This is a genomic window from Actinoplanes sp. NPDC049598 (genome assembly GCF_040675435.1).
Taxonomy (GTDB): Bacteria; Actinomycetota; Actinomycetes; order Mycobacteriales; family Micromonosporaceae; genus Actinoplanes.
The window spans coordinates 1-15,683 of record NZ_JBFAOX010000048.1; the positions used below are offsets into that span (position 1 = coordinate 1).

The window sequence follows — 15,683 nt, forward strand, 5'->3', positions numbered from 1 at the left end:
CCGCGCCCAGCTCCGGGCCCCGCGCCCAGCTCCGGGCCCCGCGCCCAGCTCCGGGCCCCGCGCCCAGCTCCGGGCCCGCGCTCAGGCCCAGCCCGCGCCCAGCTCCGGGCCCCGCGCCCAGCTCCGGGCCCGCGCTCAGGGTTAGCCCGCGCCCAGTTCCGGGCCCGCGCTCAGCCCGCGCTCGGCCCCGGCCCGCGCTCAGCCTGGGCCCGCGCTCAGCCCCGGCTCGCGGCTCAACCCGCGCCCGCGAGCGCCGGGCCCCTGGCCCGCGCTGGAGCCGCCGAGCCCCTCCAGGCGCCGGGTGCCGAGCCGCGTCAGTGAGGAAGGGCCGGCGGGGGCTGCTTGGTCAGAGGGCGTCTGGCTGGTTGAGGGCTGGGTGCTTCTCGCCGGGAGTGGCGTACCAGGCGGCGGTGTCGCCGGACAAGGCCGCTTCGATGCGTAGCTTCGACCAGTCGTCGAGCGTGGGGAGCGCGTCGGGGGCGAACCAGCCGACCTCGAGCGACTCGTCGTCGGCGACGGCGGCGTCGGTGGACAGCGCGCGGCACAGGAACCAGACGTTCAGGAACTCGCACTGGTCGCCGTTCGGGTAGATCACGGGATGGCTGGCCACCCCGGCGACGCGGACGATCTCCGCTCGGACGCCGGTCTCCTCGAACACCTCGCGCAGCGCGGCGTCGGCCGGCTGCTCGCCCGGATCGATCGACCCGGCCGGCACCGACCACCGCCCGTTGTCGACGCGGCGGGCCAGCAGCACCCGTCCGTCGTCGTCCACGACGACCCCGCTGGCGCTTGGCAGGAACAGCAGATCGTGGCCGATGTGCTCGCGCATGCGCACTACATAGGGAGGAACAGGCACCAACTCACCCTACTGCCCATGATCCAGCCCGCCAGGCCGTTCCCGCAGCGAGGGCGTGTCCCGCGCCCCGGCGGTCAGACGCCCGCCTTGTTGGCGGCGGCGAGCAGGTGTTCGGCCGCCTGGCGGAGGCCTTCGATCTGATCCAGCTCGGTGTCCTCGTGTTCGATGTTGACGGCGATGTCGGGGTCGACGGCATACAGGGCTTGCAGGAAGGGCACCCAGAAGTCGTCGCCGTGGCCGCGGCCGACCGCCACGAACTGCCACGAAGGGCTTTCGGGCCACTGGTTGAGCGTGTTGGCGCCGCCGAGATTGAGCGGGTTGCGGTCGGCCGGGGTGCGAGTGAAGCGGTCGTCGAGCACCCCGTACAGCTTGACGTTGTCGCCGTTGATCCGGGTGTCCTTGGCGGCGGCGTGGAAGACCAGGTCGCCTAGGTGGCGCACGGCGGCGACGGGGTCGATGCCCTGCCAGAACAGGTGGCTCGGGTCCATCTCGGCGCCGACGTGGGTGGCGTTGGTCTGCTCGACCAGGCGCATCAGGGTGGGCGGGTTGAAGACCAGGTTGTGCGGATGCATCTCGATGCACACCTTGACGTCGGCGGTGGCGGCGCGGGCCTGGATGTCGCGCCAGAACGGGACGGCCACCTGCTGCCACTGGTAGTCGAGGGTGTCCAGGTATTGGCTGTCCCACGGGTTCACCACCCAGTTGGCCACCTTGGCCCCGGGCTCGCCGCCGGGCAGGCCCGACATGGTGACCATACGCTTGACGCCGAGCGCGGCGGCCAGGTCGATCGTGCGGTGCAGGTCGGCCGCATGCTTCGGGCCGACCCGCGGGTCGGGGTTGAGCGGGTTGCCGTTGACGTTGAGCCCGGTCAGCGTGATGCCCGCCTGCTGGAAGCGGCCGAGGTAGTCCTCCCGGGCGCCGGCGCTGGCCAGCAGGTCGTCGATGGGGATGTGCGGCGCGGCGATGAACCCGCCGGTGTTGATCTCGGCGCTGGTCAGGCCCAGCTCGCCGAGGATCTTCAGGGTCTCGTCGAGGGAGCGGTCGTGCAGGCAGGCGGTGTAGGCGCCGAGTCGCATGGGGACTCCTCAGATCTGGACGGGTTTGTCGGCGGCCGACACGACCGCCTCGAGGACGCGCAGGTTGTGCAGGCCGTGTGCCAGGTCGAGGCAGGGCGGCAGGTGCTCCACGCCGGCGATCTGGTCGAGGAAGGCGCGGGCCTGATAGACGAAGAAGTCGTTCTGCCCGTGGCCGACGGTGGGGAAATCCATGGGCAGGCCACGGGCCACGTACGGATGCCAGGGGCCGACGAAGACCGTACGGGCGCCGTTGACCGAGGTCTCGGCGCTGCCGTCGACGATGCTGAACTCGGCCGGCCGGGTCATCTCGAAGGAGGCGGATCCGTTCTCGCAGAACAGGTCGACCCGCAGCGAGTTGGCATGGCCGAACGCGACCCGTGACAGCGAGAAGGTGCCGACCGCGCCGCTCGCATAAGCCGTGGTGAAGGTGCAGACGTCTTCGTTCTCGACTGGGACGAGCTCGTCGCTGACCTCGACGCCGCCGGCGTGGCCGACCGCGACACCGAGCGGTTTCGGCCGCTCCTTGACCAGGGTGGCCATGGTCGTGCCCTGCACGCCGGCGGTGGGGCCGCAGAAGAACTCGGCCAGGTCGGTGAGATGGCTGCCGATGTCGGCCAGCACGCCGGAGCCCGGGCCGCCCTGATAACGCCAGCTCATCGGGCGGGCCGGGTCGAAGCCGTAGTCGCACCAGTAGTTGCCGACGAAGTGGCGGACCGGGCCGAGCCGGCCCTCGACCTCCCGCTTGATCGCATTGAGCGCGGGGGAGCGGCGGAACGTGAAGCCGACCGCGCCGACCTGGCCGGGCGCCGCTGCGGCGGCCGCGACCATCGCCTCGCCGTCGCGGACGCTGGGGGCCAGCGGTTTCTCGCAGAGGACGTGTTTGCCGGCGGCGAGGGCCGCCTCGACGACCTCGCGATGAAGGCTGTTGGCGACGGCGACGCTGACCGCGTCGATGTCGGGGGCCTCGATGACGGCGCGCCAGTCGGTCTCGGCGCGGGCGTAGCCGTAGCGCCGGGCGGCATCGGTGGCGAACGGCTCGTGCAGGTCGGCGATGGCGACCAGCCGGGGCGCGGGCAGGTCGAGGTCGAAGACGGTGGCGGCGGTGCGATAGGCGTTGGCGTGCGCGCGGCCGACCATGCCGGCCCCGATCACGGCCACGCCGATGGGCGGGTGAGTCATCTGGGGGACCTCGCTTTAAAGCGCTTTAAGAACTCCTGTAGCATCGACGTTGATCTCGATCGGTGTCAAGGCTGCTGCGGGGAGTAATAAAGTGGATCAGCGACCGCGCCTGTCGGACGTGGCGGCTCACGTCGGGGTCTCGCCGGCGTCGGTGTCGCTGGTGTTGCGGGGCGCGCCCGGGCCGAGCGCCGAGACGCGCGAGCGGGTGCTGGCCGCCGCCGCCGAGCTGGGCTATCGGGCCGACCGCACGGCCAGTCTGCTGGCCCGCCGCCGCCGGCATCTGCTCGGCGTCATGCTCGACGTGCGCAACCCGTTCCACGCCGAGCTCGTCGAGGAGCTGCACGTCGAGGCCGACCGCGCGGGTTATGAGGTCGTCCTCTCGACGCTGACCCGCAACCGTGACGAGGACGGCGCCGTCGAGACCCTGCTCGACTTCCGCTGCGAGGCGCTGATCCTGCTCGGCCCCGACTCGCCGGGCTCCTCATTGGACAAGCTGGCCGAGCAGGTCCCGTGCGTAGTGGTCGGCCGCATGGCCCGGGACGCGCAGGTCGACGTCGTGCGCTCGGCCGATGACGTCGGCGTCGGCGCCGCCCTCGCTCATCTGATCGATCTCGGACACTCGCGCATCGCGTTCCTCGACGGTGGCTCCGGTGCCGTGGCCGCTGCCCGCCGTCGCGGCTATCGCCGCGCCATGCACCGGGCCGGGCTTTCCGCGCAGGTCCTGCCGGGTGACCACACCGAGGAGGGCGGGGTACGGGCCGGCCGGCAGCTGGCCGCCTCGGCGGAGCGGCCGACCGCCGTCGTCGCCTCCAACGACCGCCTGGCCGTGGGTGTGATGGACGCGCTCCTGCGGGCGGGCGTCGACGTGCCCGGCGAGGTCTCGGTCGTCGGTTACGACGACAGCACGCTCGCCCGCCTCGCCCACATCGACCTGACCTCGGTCAACCAGGACGCGCCGGCTCAGGCCCGCAACGCCGTACGGGCCGCGGTCACGCGCCTGGACGAGGGCCGCGCCCGGCGCACCGAGATCGTCCTCGTGCCCCACCTGGTCGTGCGGGGCAGCACGGCGGCCCCGGTCAGCCGCACTTGAGCACGCCGGCCCGCTCCTTCGCCTGCAGGACGTGCCGGGCCGCGTCGTCCACCCGCGCCCGGAACGCCTGATCCTTTTCGGCCCTGTCGATGAGCGCGGCCGACATGGGCTTGGCGTTCGACGGGACGATCGTGAGCACCATGTCGCCGCCGGCGGCTACGAAACGTACGGCCCGCTGTGCCGGGGGAAGCGTGCTGGCCGCCACCGCCGCACCAAGGTCATCGGAGATGACGAGGCCCTTGAAGCCGAGCCGGCCGCGCAGCAGGTCGGTGACGATCGGCTTGGAGTAGGCCGCGATGGCCGAATCGTCGAGCTTCGGGTAGGACGCCGACGAGATCATCACCGCGGCCGAGCCGGCGCCGATGCCGGCGGCGAAGGGCTGGAGGTACGGATCGGTGGCCGTCGCCGTGGTGTCGACCGCCCTGGTCGATGTGTCGGTGTTCGCGCTCACCCGGCCGAGCCCGGGGAAGTGCTTGAGCGTCGTGAGGACGCCGGCGTCCTGGGAGGCGGGCACGACCGTCTTGATCGCGGCGGCGACTTGGGCGGGCTCCGATCCGTACTGCCGCTTGAAGGCGCCGATAGGCGGGTTGTCCTGGCCGATGTCGGCCGGCACGGTGTCGGCGACCGGGGCCAGGTTGAGGTTGACCCCGATCGCGGCGAGGCGGCGGGCGCTCTCCCGCGTCGTGCTGCGCAGCGTGGCGGCGGGGCCGGAGCCGAGGCGCTGAGCCGACGGCAGGATGGGGAAATCCGGGCCCTTGAGGGTCTGGACGCTGCCGCCCTCCTGATCGAGGGCGACCAGCATCGGCAGGGTCGCCTTGCCCTGCAGGCCGGCGATGTCGCCCCGCAGCTCGGCGGCGGCGTGCGTGCTGCGGCCGCGCAGGAAGATGCCGCCGAGCCGGTAACGCTGGACGGCGCCCGCGTAGCCGCTCGGCGTGTCGACCGGGACGCCGACCATGAGCAACTGGCCCGCGCGGCCGGCCAGGTCGAGCCCGTCGAGCGTACGGGTGACGCAGTCCTTCGGCGCCGCGCTGGTCGGCGCCGCGCTGCTCGGAGCGGGCGCACTGGTCGGAGCGGCCTCGCTGGCCGGGGCGGCCTCGCTGGTCGGGGCAGCGGCCGTCGGCTTTTCCGCGGCGTTCGTGCCGCACGAGGTCAGGGCCAAGGTCGTCGCGACCGCGGCGGCGGCCCGGAACTGCCAGCTTCTTCTCATCGGCGCACAGGTTAGCGCGCGCCCGCACCATCGGACCTAGGCCGTACGGAGCCCTTCGAACGCTATCCGGGTCAGCGCGTCGGCGATGGCCTCGGCGCCGCCCGAGCGCGGGCGGTACCACTCCGTCAGGGAGTTGACCATGCCGAGGATCAGGCGCGCGGCCGTCGCCGGCTCGATGTCGGGGCGGACGCCACCCTCGGCCTGGGCTTGTTTGACCAGGTCGGTGACGATGGCGTCGAAGTCGCGGCGGCGGGCCAGGGCGTGCTGCTCGGCCTCGGTGTTGCCGCGCACCCGCAGGAGCACCGTCACGTACTCGAAGCGCTCGGCCAGCACGAGCACGCTGCGCCGGACCAGCCGTTCCAGCCGCTCGGGGGCGGGCAGGTCGAGCGCGCACACCTCGCCGGCCGCCTCGAAGAGGCCGTCGAGCGCCCGGTCCATCGCCATCTGTAGCAACTGCTCCTTGCCGCTGATGTGGTGGTAGACGCTGGACTTGGTGATGCCCAGCGACTCGGCGATGTCGAACATGCTGGTGGCGTCGTAGCCGCGCTCGTTGAACAGCCGCACCGCCGCCGCGAGCACGGCATCCTGGTCATGACCGGGTCGTCCGCGCCGGCGCGGAGCCGCGGGCGGGGTCACGTTGATGCCATCCTGTCTCCCAGGGGTTGATTACCGGCCGTTCGGTCGGTAAATATGAGCACAGCCAAACGCGATGGAGCGACGATGACAACCCCCACCGAGTTGTACGAGACGCATTCCGACCTGCTGGATCAGGCGATCCGCGCCGCTGCTGTGCGCGACTACTGGTCCGCATTCCCCGAGTCTCCCAGCAAGTCTGTGTACGGCGAGCAGGCCGCTCCCGAGGGCGAGCGCGCTTTCCGTGCGCTGTTGGGCCGGACCTTCCCGATCGAGGTGCCCGGCGCGGCCGGCACTGTCTCCACCGAGCGCTCACCCTACGGCGTCGAGCTGGGCGTCAGCTATCCGAAGGCCGACCCGCTCGCTGTGATCGCCGCCGCCCGGGCCGCGACCCCCGGCTGGCGCGCCGTCGGGCCGCAGGGCCGGGCCGGCGTCGCCGTCGAGATCATCAAGCGGATCAACGCGCGCAGCTTCGAGATGGCCCACGCCGTGCAGCACACCACCGGCCAGGCCTTCGTCATGGCGTTCCAGGCCGGCGGCCCGCACGCGCAGGACCGCGCCCTCGAGGCCGTGGCGGTCGCGCTGGCCGCCAGCACCCGCATCCCGGTCGCCACCGAGTGGAGCAAGCCGCAGCGCGGCGGCGACCCGCTCCAGCTGGCCAAGACCAGCACGGTCGTCGGCCGCGGCATCGGCCTGGTCATCGGCTGCACGACGTTCCCCACCTGGAACAGCTATCCCGGCCTGTTCGCCAGCCTGGTCACCGGCAACCCGGTGATCGTCAAGCCGCATCCGGGCGCCGTCCTGCCCCTCGCGATCACCGTGCAGATCTGCCGTGAGGTCCTGAGCGAGGCCGGCCTGAGTCCCGACCTGGTCACCCTCGTGGCCGAGGAGCCGGGCGACGGCGTCGCGGCCACCCTCGCCACCCACCCCGACGTACGGATCGTCGACTTCACCGGCTCCAGCGAGTTCGGCAACTGGCTGGAGGCCAACGCGCGCCAGGCGGTCGTCTACACGGAGAAATCCGGTCTTAACACGGTCATCGTCGACTCCACCGCCGACTACAAAGGGCTGCTGCGCAACCTGGCCTTCTCGCTGTCGCTCTACAGCGGCCAGATGTGCACCACTCCGCAGAACATCCTGGTCCCCCAGGGCGGCATCACGACCGACGCCGGTCACCGCAGCGTGGAGGAGTTCGGCGCCGACCTGTCGGCCGCGCTCGACAAGCTGCTCGGCGACCCGGCCCGTGCCGCCGGCACGCTCGGCGCGATCGTCAACGACGGCGTCCTGGCCCGGCTCACCGAGGCGGGCGGGGCGGCCGGCGTGATCCACCCGTCGGCCGAGGTTCCCGACGAGCAGCATCCCGGCGCCACCATCCGTACGCCCGTGGTGGTCCGGCTCGACGCGGCCGACGACAAGGCCTACACGCGGGAGTGGTTCGGCCCGGTGTCGTTCGTGATCGCCACCGAGTCCACGGCGCACAGCCTGGAGATCTTCGTCGAGACGGTCCGCGCCCACGGCGCGCTCACCGCCCTGGTCCACTCCACCTCGCCCGAGGTGCTGGCCGCGGCCCGCGACGCCGCGCTCGACGCCGGCGTGCACCTGGCGGAAAACCTCACCGGCGGTGTCTTCGTCAACCAGACGGCGGCCTTCAGCGACCTGCACGGCACCGGCGCCAACCCGGCCGCCACCGCCTCGCTGTCCGACGACTACTTCGTGACCGGCCGGTTCTTCGCCCTCCAGTCCCGTCACCACGTCGCCAAGGAGCAGGCCGATGCCTGAGGCCTTCCTCGTCGGTGGGGTGCGCACCCCGCAGGGCAAGTACGGCGGTGTGCTCGCCGGGGTCCGCCCCGACGATCTCGCCGGGCTGGTCGTCCGCGAGGCGGTCGGCCGGGCCGGTGTTCCCGGCGAGGCTATCGACGAGGTGGTGCTCGGCGCGGCCAACCAAGCCGGTGAGGACAACCGCAACGTGGCCCGCATGGCGGTGCTGCTCGGCGGCCTGCCCGACAGCGTGCCCGGTTACACGGTCAACCGGCTCTGCGCGAGCGGCCTGACCGCGATCGTCTCGGCCGCCAACGCGATCCGGGCCGGTGAGGCCGACGTGATCGTGGCCGGCGGTGTCGAGTCGATGACCCGCGCACCCTGGGTGATGCAGAAGCCGGGCACCCCGTGGGCACGGCCCGGCGAGGTGGTCGACACCTCGCTCGGCTGGCGCTTCACCAACCCGGTCTTCAAGGAGCACGACCGGTCCGCCGGCAGCGCCCCGGAGGACAGGCGCATCACGCTCAGCATGGGCGAGACCGCCGAGGAGGTCGCCGCGCTCGACGGCATCACCCGCGCCGAGAGCGACGCCTTCGCGTTGCGCAGCCACGAGCGGGCCGTCGCCGCGATCGACGCCGGCCGCTTCGGCGGGGAGATCGTGCCGGTCGGCGACGTCACGACCGACGAGATCCCGCGCCGCGGTTCCACCTTGGAGAAGCTGGGCGGCCTGCGCCCCGTGTTCCGCTCCGGCGGCGTGGTCACCGCGGCTTCCTCGTCACCCCTGTCCGACGGCGCCGCCGCGCTGGTGGTCGCCAGCGGGGAGGCCGTGAAGAGGTACGGGCTGACGCCGCGCGCCCGCGTCGTCACCTCGGCCAGCGCCGGCGTTGCCCCGCAGTTGATGGGTCTCGGCCCGGTTCCGGCCACCGAGAAGGCGCTGGCCCGGTCCGGCTGGGGCGTCGGCGACCTCGACGCCGTGGAGCTGAACGAGGCGTTCGCGGTGCAGTCGCTGGCCGTGATCCGCCGCCTCAAGCTCGACGAGGAACGGGTCAACGCCGACGGCGGCGCGATCGCGCTCGGCCACCCGCTGGGTGCCTCGGGCGCGCGCCTGACCGTGACCCTGCTCGGCCGCATGGAGCGCGAGAGCGCCCGCCGCGGCCTGGCCACCCTGTGTGTCGGCGTCGGCCAGGGCGTCGCGATGCTGCTGGAGCGCGCATGAGCACGCTCGTGGTGGAGGAGCTGGACGACCGCGTGGTCGTGACGTTGCGGCGGCCCGAGGCGCGCAACGCGATCAACGCGGCCATGGTCACCGAGCTGCACGAGGTCTGCGCGTCGCTCGAGGAACGGCCCCGGCTGCTGTTGCTCACCGGTGACGGCGGCACGTTCGCGGCCGGGGCCGACATCGGCGAGCTGCGGGAGCGCGGCCGGGAGCAGGCGCTGCAGGGGATCAACAGCCGGCTCTTCGACCGGATCGCCCGGCTGCCGCTGCCGACCGTGGCCGCCGTCGACGGTTATGCGCTCGGCGGCGGGGCCGAGCTGGCGTATGCGTGCGACCTCCGGCTGGCCTCGCCGTCCGCCGTGTTCGGCAACCCGGAGCCGGGGCTGGGCATCCTGGCCGCGGCCGGGGCCTGCTGGCGGCTGCGCGAGCTGGTCGGCGCCTCCGTGGCCAAGCAGGTCCTGCTCGCCGGCCGCCGGCTCGACGCCGACGACGCGCTGCGGTTCGGCCTGGTGGCCGAGGTGGTCCCGGCCGGTGAGCTACTCAAGCGGGCGCACACTCTGCTCGACCGGATGGCCCGCTCCGGCCAGCTCGCCCTGCGGCTGACCAAGCTGGTCGCCGACGGCGGCGGTCACCCGCTCACCGACGACCTGGCCCAGGCGATCCTCTTCGAGTCGGCCGAGAAGCGCGAGCGCATGGACGCCTTCCTGGCCGGGGGCCGCTCATGATCACTCCAAGCGTGCCGAAGATCGCCGGGGTGGTCGGCGGTGGCCGGATGGGCGCCGGCATAGCCCAGGTCCTCGCCGTCGCCGGGTCGGTGGTCGGCCTGGTCGAGCGCGACCGGGCAACCGCCGCGGCCGCCCGGGACCGGGTCGCGATGGGTCTGCTGCGGGCCACCGAGAAGGGTCTGCTGGGCGAGTCGGTCGACGCCGTCCTGGAGAGGCTGCTGCTCGTCGACGACGTGGCCGCCCTGAGCGCCGACACCGACCTGGTCGTCGAGGCCGTCCCCGAGGACGCGGCGCTGAAGGTGCGGGTGCTCGCCACGGCCGAGCAGGTGGTCGGCGAGCACGCCGTGCTGGCCAGCAACACCAGCTCGCTGTCGATCGCCGGGCTGGCCGACGGGCTGAGCCGGCCCGAGCGCTTCCTCGGCATGCACTTCTTCAACCCGGTGCCCGCCAGCAAGCTGGTCGAGATCGTTCTCGGCCCGCAGACCGGCGAGGCCGTCCGCGACACGACCCGGTCCTGGGTGGCCGGGCTCGGCAAGAGCGAGGTCGTGGTCCGCGATTCTCCGGGCTTCGCGACCAGCCGGCTCGGCGTGCTGCTCGGGCTCGAGGCGATCCGGATGCTCGAGGAGGGCGTGGCCGACGCGGCCTCGATCGACCGGGCCATGGAGCTCGGCTACCGCCACCCGATGGGTCCGCTGCGCTCGACCGACCTCGTCGGCCTCGACGTACGCCTGGCCATCGCCGACCACCTGCACCGCGAGCTGGGCGAGCGGTTCGCGCCGCCGCGGCTGCTGCGCGACAAGGTGGCCGCCGGTGAGCTCGGCCGCAAGACCGGGCAGGGCTTCTTCTCCTGGGAGGTGTCATGAGCGACCAGCAGGTGTCCGCCGAGGACGAGCGGGTCTTCACCGCGACGATCGAGAAGGACCAGCGGGTCGAACCGCGCGACTGGATGCCCGACGGCTACCGCAAGACGATGATCCGGCAGATCGCCCAGCACGCCCACTCCGAGATCATCGGCATGCAGCCGGAGGGCGCCTGGATCACCCGCGCGCCGTCGTTGCGGCGTAAGGCGATCCTGCTGGCCAAGGTGCAGGACGAGGCCGGGCACGGGCTCTACCTGTACTCGGCGGCCGAGACGCTCGGGGCCGACCGCGGTGACCTGACGCGGCGGCTGATCGAGGGCCGGCAGAAGTACTCGTCGATCTTCAACTACCCGACGCTCACCTTCGCCGACGTCGGCGTGATCGGCTGGCTCGTCGACGGCGCGGCCATCTGCAACCAGGTGCCCCTGTGCCGCAGCTCGTACGGGCCGTACGCGCGGGCGATGATCCGCATCTGCAAGGAGGAGTCCTTCCACCAGCGGCAGGGCTACGAGCTGCTCATGACGATGATGCGGGGCACCGACGCCCAGCGCGAGATGGTGCAGGGCGCGGTCGACCGCTGGTGGTGGCCGTCGCTGATGATGTTCGGCCCGCCCGACGCCGAGTCACCCAACACCGCCCAGTCGATGGCCTGGAAGATCAAGCGGCACACGAACGACGAGCTGCGGCAGCGGTTCGTCGACATGACCGTCCCGCAGGCTGAGGCGCTCGGTGTCACGCTGCCCGACCCGGATCTGCGGTGGAACGCCGAACGCGAGCAGTACGACTTCGGCGCGATCGACTGGTCGGAGCTTAAACGGGTGATCTCCGGCGACGGGCCGTTGAACGCCGAGCGGATAGCGCGCCGCCGGCAGGCCGACGAGGACGGCGCCTGGGTGCGAGAGGCGGCCGCGGCGCACGCGGCCAAGCGGACGGGGGTGCTCGCCAAATGACCGGTGCACACAGCAGCGGCGAGATCAAGCACGAGTGGCCGCTGTTCGAGGTGTTCGTGCGGGCCAAGCGCGGCCTCAACCACGTGCACGTCGGGTCGCTGCGGGCGGCCGACCACGAGATGGCGCTGCATCACGCCCGTGATCTCTATACGCGGCGCAACGAGGGCGTGAGCATCTGGGTGGTGCGCTCCGACGACGTGGTCGCGTCCGGCCCCGACGACAAGGACGCCTTCTTCGCGCCCAGCGGCGACAAGGCGTACCGGCATCCCACGTACTACTCCATCCCCGACTCCGTGCCGCACATCTGAGGCCGCCATGTCCTTCGACGACGCCTACCAGGCCCTCACCGACCACGACGACGACGCCCGCTGGGCGTACGGGACGGGCTTCGCCGACCCGCTCGCCGGCGTGGCCACCGCCCTGCCGGACGGGGTCGACCGCGGCGACCTCGCGGCGTACTACCTGATGCTCGGTGACGACGCGCTGGTCCTGTCGCACCGGCTCCAGCAGTGGATCACGCGGTCGCCCGAGATCGAGGACGAGCTGGCCATCGCCAACATCGGCCTCGACCTGCTGGGCCAGGCCCGGCTGCTGCTCACCCGGGCCGGCGAGGCCGAGGGGGCCGGCCGCGACGAAGATCAGCTCGCCTACCTGCGTGAGGCCGGCGAGTTCCGCAACGTGTGGCTGGCCGAGCGGGCCGACGCCGACTTCGCGGAGCTGGTGGCCCGGCTGCTGATCTTCTCGACGTGGCGGCTCGCCCTGTTCGACCGGCTGGCCACGACCGGCGATCCGGTGCTGGCCGCGATCGCCGCCAAGGGCGTCAAGGAGGTCAGCTACCACCGGGAGTACGCGGCCGGGTGGGTGGTCCGCCTCGGCGACGGGACCGAGCTGTCCCACGCCCGCATGCAGGCTGCGGTCGACGCGGTGCTGCCGCTGGCCGAGGAGCTCTTCGCAACGCATCCGGTCGAGCGCCGCCTGGCCGAACTCGACGTGGCGGTCGACCCGTCCGTCCTGCGCGACGAGTTCGACGCGGTGATCGCCGAAGTCCTGCGCGTGGCCACGCTCGACCGCCCGGCCTCCCCGGTGTCGTCGGCGTCCTCGGCTCAGGGGCGCGACGGTGTGCACGGCGACGAACTGACCGAGATCCTGGCCGAGCTGCAGGGGCTGGCGCGGGCAACGCCGGGCGGTGTCTGGTGAGCGCGCCGGCGGTGACGGCAGCCGATGTGGCCGCGACGGTGACCGATCCTGAGCTGCCGATGCTGACCCTGGCCGAGCTGGGCATCATCCGCGACGTCGAGGAGGGCGCGAGCGGGGTGGTCGTGACGATCACCCCCACCTACTCGGGCTGTCCCGCGATGGAGGCGATCCGGGCCGACCTGCTCGCGGCGCTGCGCGGGGCCGGGTACGAGCGGGCCGAGATCCGTACGGCGCTCGCACCGGCCTGGACCACCGACTGGATCTCCGAGTCGGGGCGGGCGAAGCTCGCCGCCGCCGGCATCGCGCCGCCCGGCCCCGCGCCGCGGCGGGCCGCCGGGCCCGTGCCGCTGCTGCTCGGCGTACGGGACGGCGGGGTCGCATGCCCACGCTGCGGGTCGGCGCGGACCGAGCGGATCACGCCGTTCAGCGCCACCGCGTGCCGGGAGCTGCGGCGGTGCCCGGCCTGCCACGAGCCGTTCGAACACGTCAAAGCGATCTGAGCGGGGGAGACGATGGTGGTTCGCGAGTTCTACCCGCTGCGGGTGGCGCAGGTCGAGCGGCTCTGCGACGACGCGGTCGCGGTGACCTTCGACGTTCCGGCCAAGCTGGCCGGGACGTACGAGTTCCGGCCCGGGCAGTCGCTGACCGTGCGCCGGCCCGGTGACGAGCACGACGAGCGCCGGTCCTATTCGATCTGCGCCCCGGCTGGCAGCAAACCCCGCATCGGCGTGCGGGAAGTGCCCGGCGGGCTGGTCTCCGGGTGGCTGGTGCACGAGGTCCAGGTCGGCGACGCGGTCGAGGTGGCGCCGCCGTCCGGGACCTTCACTCCCGACATCGAGGCCGGCGGCCGGCACGTGATGATCGCGGCGGGCTCGGGCATCACGCCGGTGCTGTCGATCGCCACCTCGTTGCTGCGCAACCCGCAGGCACAGGTCGCCGTGCTGTACGGCAACCGGCGGGCCGACACGGTCATGTTCGCCGAAGAGTTGGCCGACCTGAAGGACCGGCACCCGTCCCGGCTCGAGCTGGTGCACCTGCTGTCGCGCGAGGCCCGCGAGGTCGACCTGCTCAGCGGACGCCTCGACGCGGGGAAGCTGCGGGCGCTGCTGCCGGTGCTGCTCGACGTGCCGGCCGTGGACCACTGGTGGCTGTGCGGGCCATTCGGGATGGTGACCGACGCGATCCAGGTCCTCGGCGAGGCCGGCGTCCCGCCCGAGCGCATCCACCGGGAACTGTTCTGGGTGGACGAGGCGCCACCCGAGCCCGTACGCGACGAGGCCGCCACCGCCACGGCCGACGGTTGCGAAGTGACCGTCCTGCTCGACGGCCGCTCCACGACAGTGACCGTGGCCGCCGGCAACACTGTCCTCGAGGGCGCGCAACGCTCCCGCCCCGACCTGCCCTTCGCCTGCAAGGGCGGCGTCTGCGGCACGTGCCGGGCCCGCGTGGTCGAGGGCGACGTGACCATGCGCCGCAACTTCGCCCTGGAACCAGCCGAACTGGCCGCGGGTTTCGTCCTGACCTGCCAGTCGGTGGCCACCACGCCCAAGGTCACCGTCACCTTCGACGACTGAGCGGTGCTGTCACCGGTCAGCACCGGCGCGCTTACGCCCGCCCATCTCGTCGGGCACAGGAAGGACGACCAGACGGCTCGGGTCGGTGGAGAGGAGGCGTACTACAGGAAGGAGTGAGTGACCCGCTCGGCCTCCACGCGCGCGTTCAGGTTGGCCGGGTTGAGGTTGGCGCAGAGGATGATCGAGGCGCCGGCCACCATCGGGGTCAGGAGCCAGGTCAGGGGCTGCTCCTGCGTGGTGGCGTCGATCAGCACGCGGTCGCCGGGGCCGATGCCGCGTTGGGCGGCCAGCTCGGCGGCTATCGCAGCGTAGGCGCCGTAGGTGGTGCCGTCGACGGTGGCGGGGGCTTCGGGGGCCGGAGTTATCGACGGGGGAGCGGCGCCCAGGTGCGGGTGTACGGCGGTGGGGTAGTCGCGGTAGCCGCGCGGGGGCTCCGGGGAACGGCCGGGGAGAAGGGAGAGTACGAATTGGTCGGTGCCGATGGGTACGTCGTCCAGCCAACTGTCCACGCGGCGGCGATGAACAAAGGTGACGTCCAGGGGTGCGCCGGCGGGGGAGAGGCCGGCGGTGGCCCAGTCCCGGTAGGAAACGGCTATGCCGGCGGACCAAGCGCCCAGTAACACGGCGGCGGTCTGCCAGTGCGGGGGCAGTAGCACGGCGGCGGTGCTGCGCGGGCCGTGACCACATTCGGTCGTGAGCAGGGCGGCGGTGGCGGCCGCCCAGGTGCCGAGCTCGCTCGCGGTGAGCGCGGTGCGTTCGCCGGTGGCGTCGTCGTAGTACGTGATCAGATGATCGTGCCCGGTCATGGACCGTAGCCTAGGCCGCCAGGTCCAGGCGAAGCTCGCGCGCCTCGGAGGCGTACCTCGTGAGGAGGTGAACCGTTCGGGGGCCGGCTACGCCATCCGGGGTAAGGCCGGTGCGGGCCTGGAAGATGCGAACGGTTTCGGTCAGGGCGTCGTCGCCGGGAGCCGGGGTGAGGCCAATCTCGGCAAACAGCTCGCGCACGCAGTCGGGGTCGGCCGGGGGCGGCGCGGCGGTCCAGCCGACCAGGCCACCGACGGCGGTGCCGACAACGCTGAGCATTCCTCGTGCGGACATCTCGTAACCTCCTGCTGAAGTGGGGTGACTCCAGCATCGGGCGGACGTCTGTGCCCGGCATCGGACCCGCGTCTCTCAAAGCTGTGCCCGAGTGCGACTTTCGGCCGATGGTCAGCTGCGACCTGCGGGGTCGAGGGCGAGAGCGGCGACGGGCCGCGGCGCGGGTGGTGGCGGGCTGCGACGCGGGTGGTGGCGGGCCGCGGCGCTAGTTGGTGGCCCGGCGTGGTGGCGCTTGGTGGCAGGCTGTGGCGCGAGGTGGTGGCG

At 72.6% G+C, this 15,683-nt stretch carries 17 protein-coding genes; 10 read left to right on the forward strand and 7 right to left on the reverse strand.

All coding sequences use genetic code 11. From position 1 onward, the window contains the following. Positions 1-346: 346 nt before the first annotated feature. The 3 genes from AB0J66_RS48525 to AB0J66_RS48535 all read right to left on the reverse strand — a co-directional run bounded on the left by AB0J66_RS48525 (position 347) and on the right by AB0J66_RS48535 (position 3,111). Positions 347-856 (reverse strand): NUDIX domain-containing protein, encoded by a 510-nt coding sequence (locus AB0J66_RS48525; protein ID WP_364675990.1) that lies wholly within the window; start codon positions 854-856, stop codon positions 347-349. Positions 857-930: 74 nt separating this feature from the next. Next, a complete protein-coding gene (locus tag AB0J66_RS48530) occupies positions 931-1,932 on the reverse strand; it encodes a sugar phosphate isomerase/epimerase (protein WP_364675992.1) in 1,002 nt (333 codons plus the stop codon). 9 nt (positions 1,933-1,941) lie between these two features. Further along, positions 1,942-3,111 carry a Gfo/Idh/MocA family oxidoreductase gene (locus AB0J66_RS48535; RefSeq protein ID WP_364675994.1) on the reverse strand — a complete coding sequence of 390 codons (1,170 nt, stop codon included), beginning with the start codon at positions 3,109-3,111 and terminating at the stop codon, positions 1,942-1,944. A 91-nt stretch (positions 3,112-3,202) separates the two neighbouring features. On the opposite strand from AB0J66_RS48535, the gene AB0J66_RS48540 reads away from it, so the two are divergent. Continuing rightward, positions 3,203-4,201, forward strand: coding sequence for a LacI family DNA-binding transcriptional regulator (locus tag AB0J66_RS48540; RefSeq protein ID WP_364675997.1), 999 nt, complete (start codon positions 3,203-3,205; stop codon positions 4,199-4,201). On the opposite strand, the gene AB0J66_RS48545 is transcribed toward AB0J66_RS48540, so the two are convergent. Both AB0J66_RS48545 and AB0J66_RS48550 read right to left on the reverse strand, forming a co-directional pair. Next, the gene (locus tag AB0J66_RS48545; protein ID WP_364675999.1) at positions 4,188-5,408 is read right to left on the reverse strand and encodes a glycoside hydrolase family 3 N-terminal domain-containing protein; all 1,221 of its coding nucleotides are present in this window, start codon (positions 5,406-5,408) and stop codon (positions 4,188-4,190) included. The two genes, AB0J66_RS48540 and AB0J66_RS48545, sit on opposite strands and share 14 nt — an antisense overlap. A gap of 36 nt (positions 5,409-5,444) precedes the next feature. Further along, a complete protein-coding gene (locus AB0J66_RS48550; protein ID WP_364676002.1) occupies positions 5,445-6,044 on the reverse strand; it encodes a TetR/AcrR family transcriptional regulator in 600 nt (199 codons plus the stop codon). Positions 6,045-6,128: 84 nt separating this feature from the next. Between AB0J66_RS48550 and paaN the strand changes: the two genes are divergently transcribed. The 9 genes from paaN to paaE are packed head-to-tail and all read left to right on the forward strand — an operon-like array spanning position 6,129 to position 14,321. Beyond that, complete coding sequence (gene paaN, locus AB0J66_RS48555) at positions 6,129-7,820, forward strand: phenylacetic acid degradation protein PaaN (protein WP_364676005.1); 1,692 nt, start codon at positions 6,129-6,131, stop codon at positions 7,818-7,820. After that, positions 7,813-9,015 (forward strand): thiolase family protein, encoded by a 1,203-nt coding sequence (locus tag AB0J66_RS48560; RefSeq protein ID WP_364676007.1) that lies wholly within the window; start codon positions 7,813-7,815, stop codon positions 9,013-9,015. Before paaN ends, AB0J66_RS48560 begins: the two co-directional genes overlap by 8 nt. Next, a complete protein-coding gene (locus AB0J66_RS48565; protein ID WP_364676010.1) occupies positions 9,012-9,740 on the forward strand; it encodes an enoyl-CoA hydratase/isomerase family protein in 729 nt (242 codons plus the stop codon). Before AB0J66_RS48560 ends, AB0J66_RS48565 begins: the two co-directional genes overlap by 4 nt. Then, positions 9,737-10,603: a 3-hydroxyacyl-CoA dehydrogenase family protein gene (locus AB0J66_RS48570; protein ID WP_364676013.1), complete on the forward strand. Its 867-nt coding sequence runs from the start codon at positions 9,737-9,739 to the stop codon at positions 10,601-10,603. The genes AB0J66_RS48565 and AB0J66_RS48570 overlap by 4 nt, the downstream gene beginning before the upstream one ends. After that, positions 10,600-11,550, forward strand: coding sequence for a 1,2-phenylacetyl-CoA epoxidase subunit PaaA (paaA, locus tag AB0J66_RS48575; RefSeq protein WP_364676016.1), 951 nt, complete (start codon positions 10,600-10,602; stop codon positions 11,548-11,550). Before AB0J66_RS48570 ends, paaA begins: the two co-directional genes overlap by 4 nt. Then, positions 11,547-11,858, forward strand: coding sequence for a 1,2-phenylacetyl-CoA epoxidase subunit PaaB (gene paaB, locus AB0J66_RS48580; RefSeq protein WP_364676019.1), 312 nt, complete (start codon positions 11,547-11,549; stop codon positions 11,856-11,858). Before paaA ends, paaB begins: the two co-directional genes overlap by 4 nt. A gap of 7 nt (positions 11,859-11,865) precedes the next feature. Further along, entirely contained in the window at positions 11,866-12,747 is an 882-nt protein-coding gene (gene paaC / locus AB0J66_RS48585) for a 1,2-phenylacetyl-CoA epoxidase subunit PaaC (protein ID WP_364676020.1), read from the forward strand. 11 nt (positions 12,748-12,758) lie between these two features. After that, positions 12,759-13,247: a 1,2-phenylacetyl-CoA epoxidase subunit PaaD gene (gene paaD / locus AB0J66_RS48590; protein ID WP_364676022.1), complete on the forward strand. Its 489-nt coding sequence runs from the start codon at positions 12,759-12,761 to the stop codon at positions 13,245-13,247. A gap of 12 nt (positions 13,248-13,259) precedes the next feature. Next, positions 13,260-14,321: a 1,2-phenylacetyl-CoA epoxidase subunit PaaE gene (paaE, locus tag AB0J66_RS48595; protein WP_364676025.1), complete on the forward strand. Its 1,062-nt coding sequence runs from the start codon at positions 13,260-13,262 to the stop codon at positions 14,319-14,321. Positions 14,322-14,422: 101 nt separating this feature from the next. On the opposite strand, the gene AB0J66_RS48600 is transcribed toward paaE, so the two are convergent. Together AB0J66_RS48600 and AB0J66_RS48605 are read right to left on the reverse strand one after the other, a co-directional pair. Beyond that, entirely contained in the window at positions 14,423-15,127 is a 705-nt protein-coding gene (locus AB0J66_RS48600) for a TIGR03089 family protein (RefSeq protein WP_364676027.1), read from the reverse strand. 10 nt (positions 15,128-15,137) lie between these two features. Beyond that, a complete protein-coding gene (locus AB0J66_RS48605; protein ID WP_364676029.1) occupies positions 15,138-15,419 on the reverse strand; it encodes a peptidoglycan-binding protein in 282 nt (93 codons plus the stop codon). Positions 15,420-15,683 lie beyond the last annotated feature (264 nt).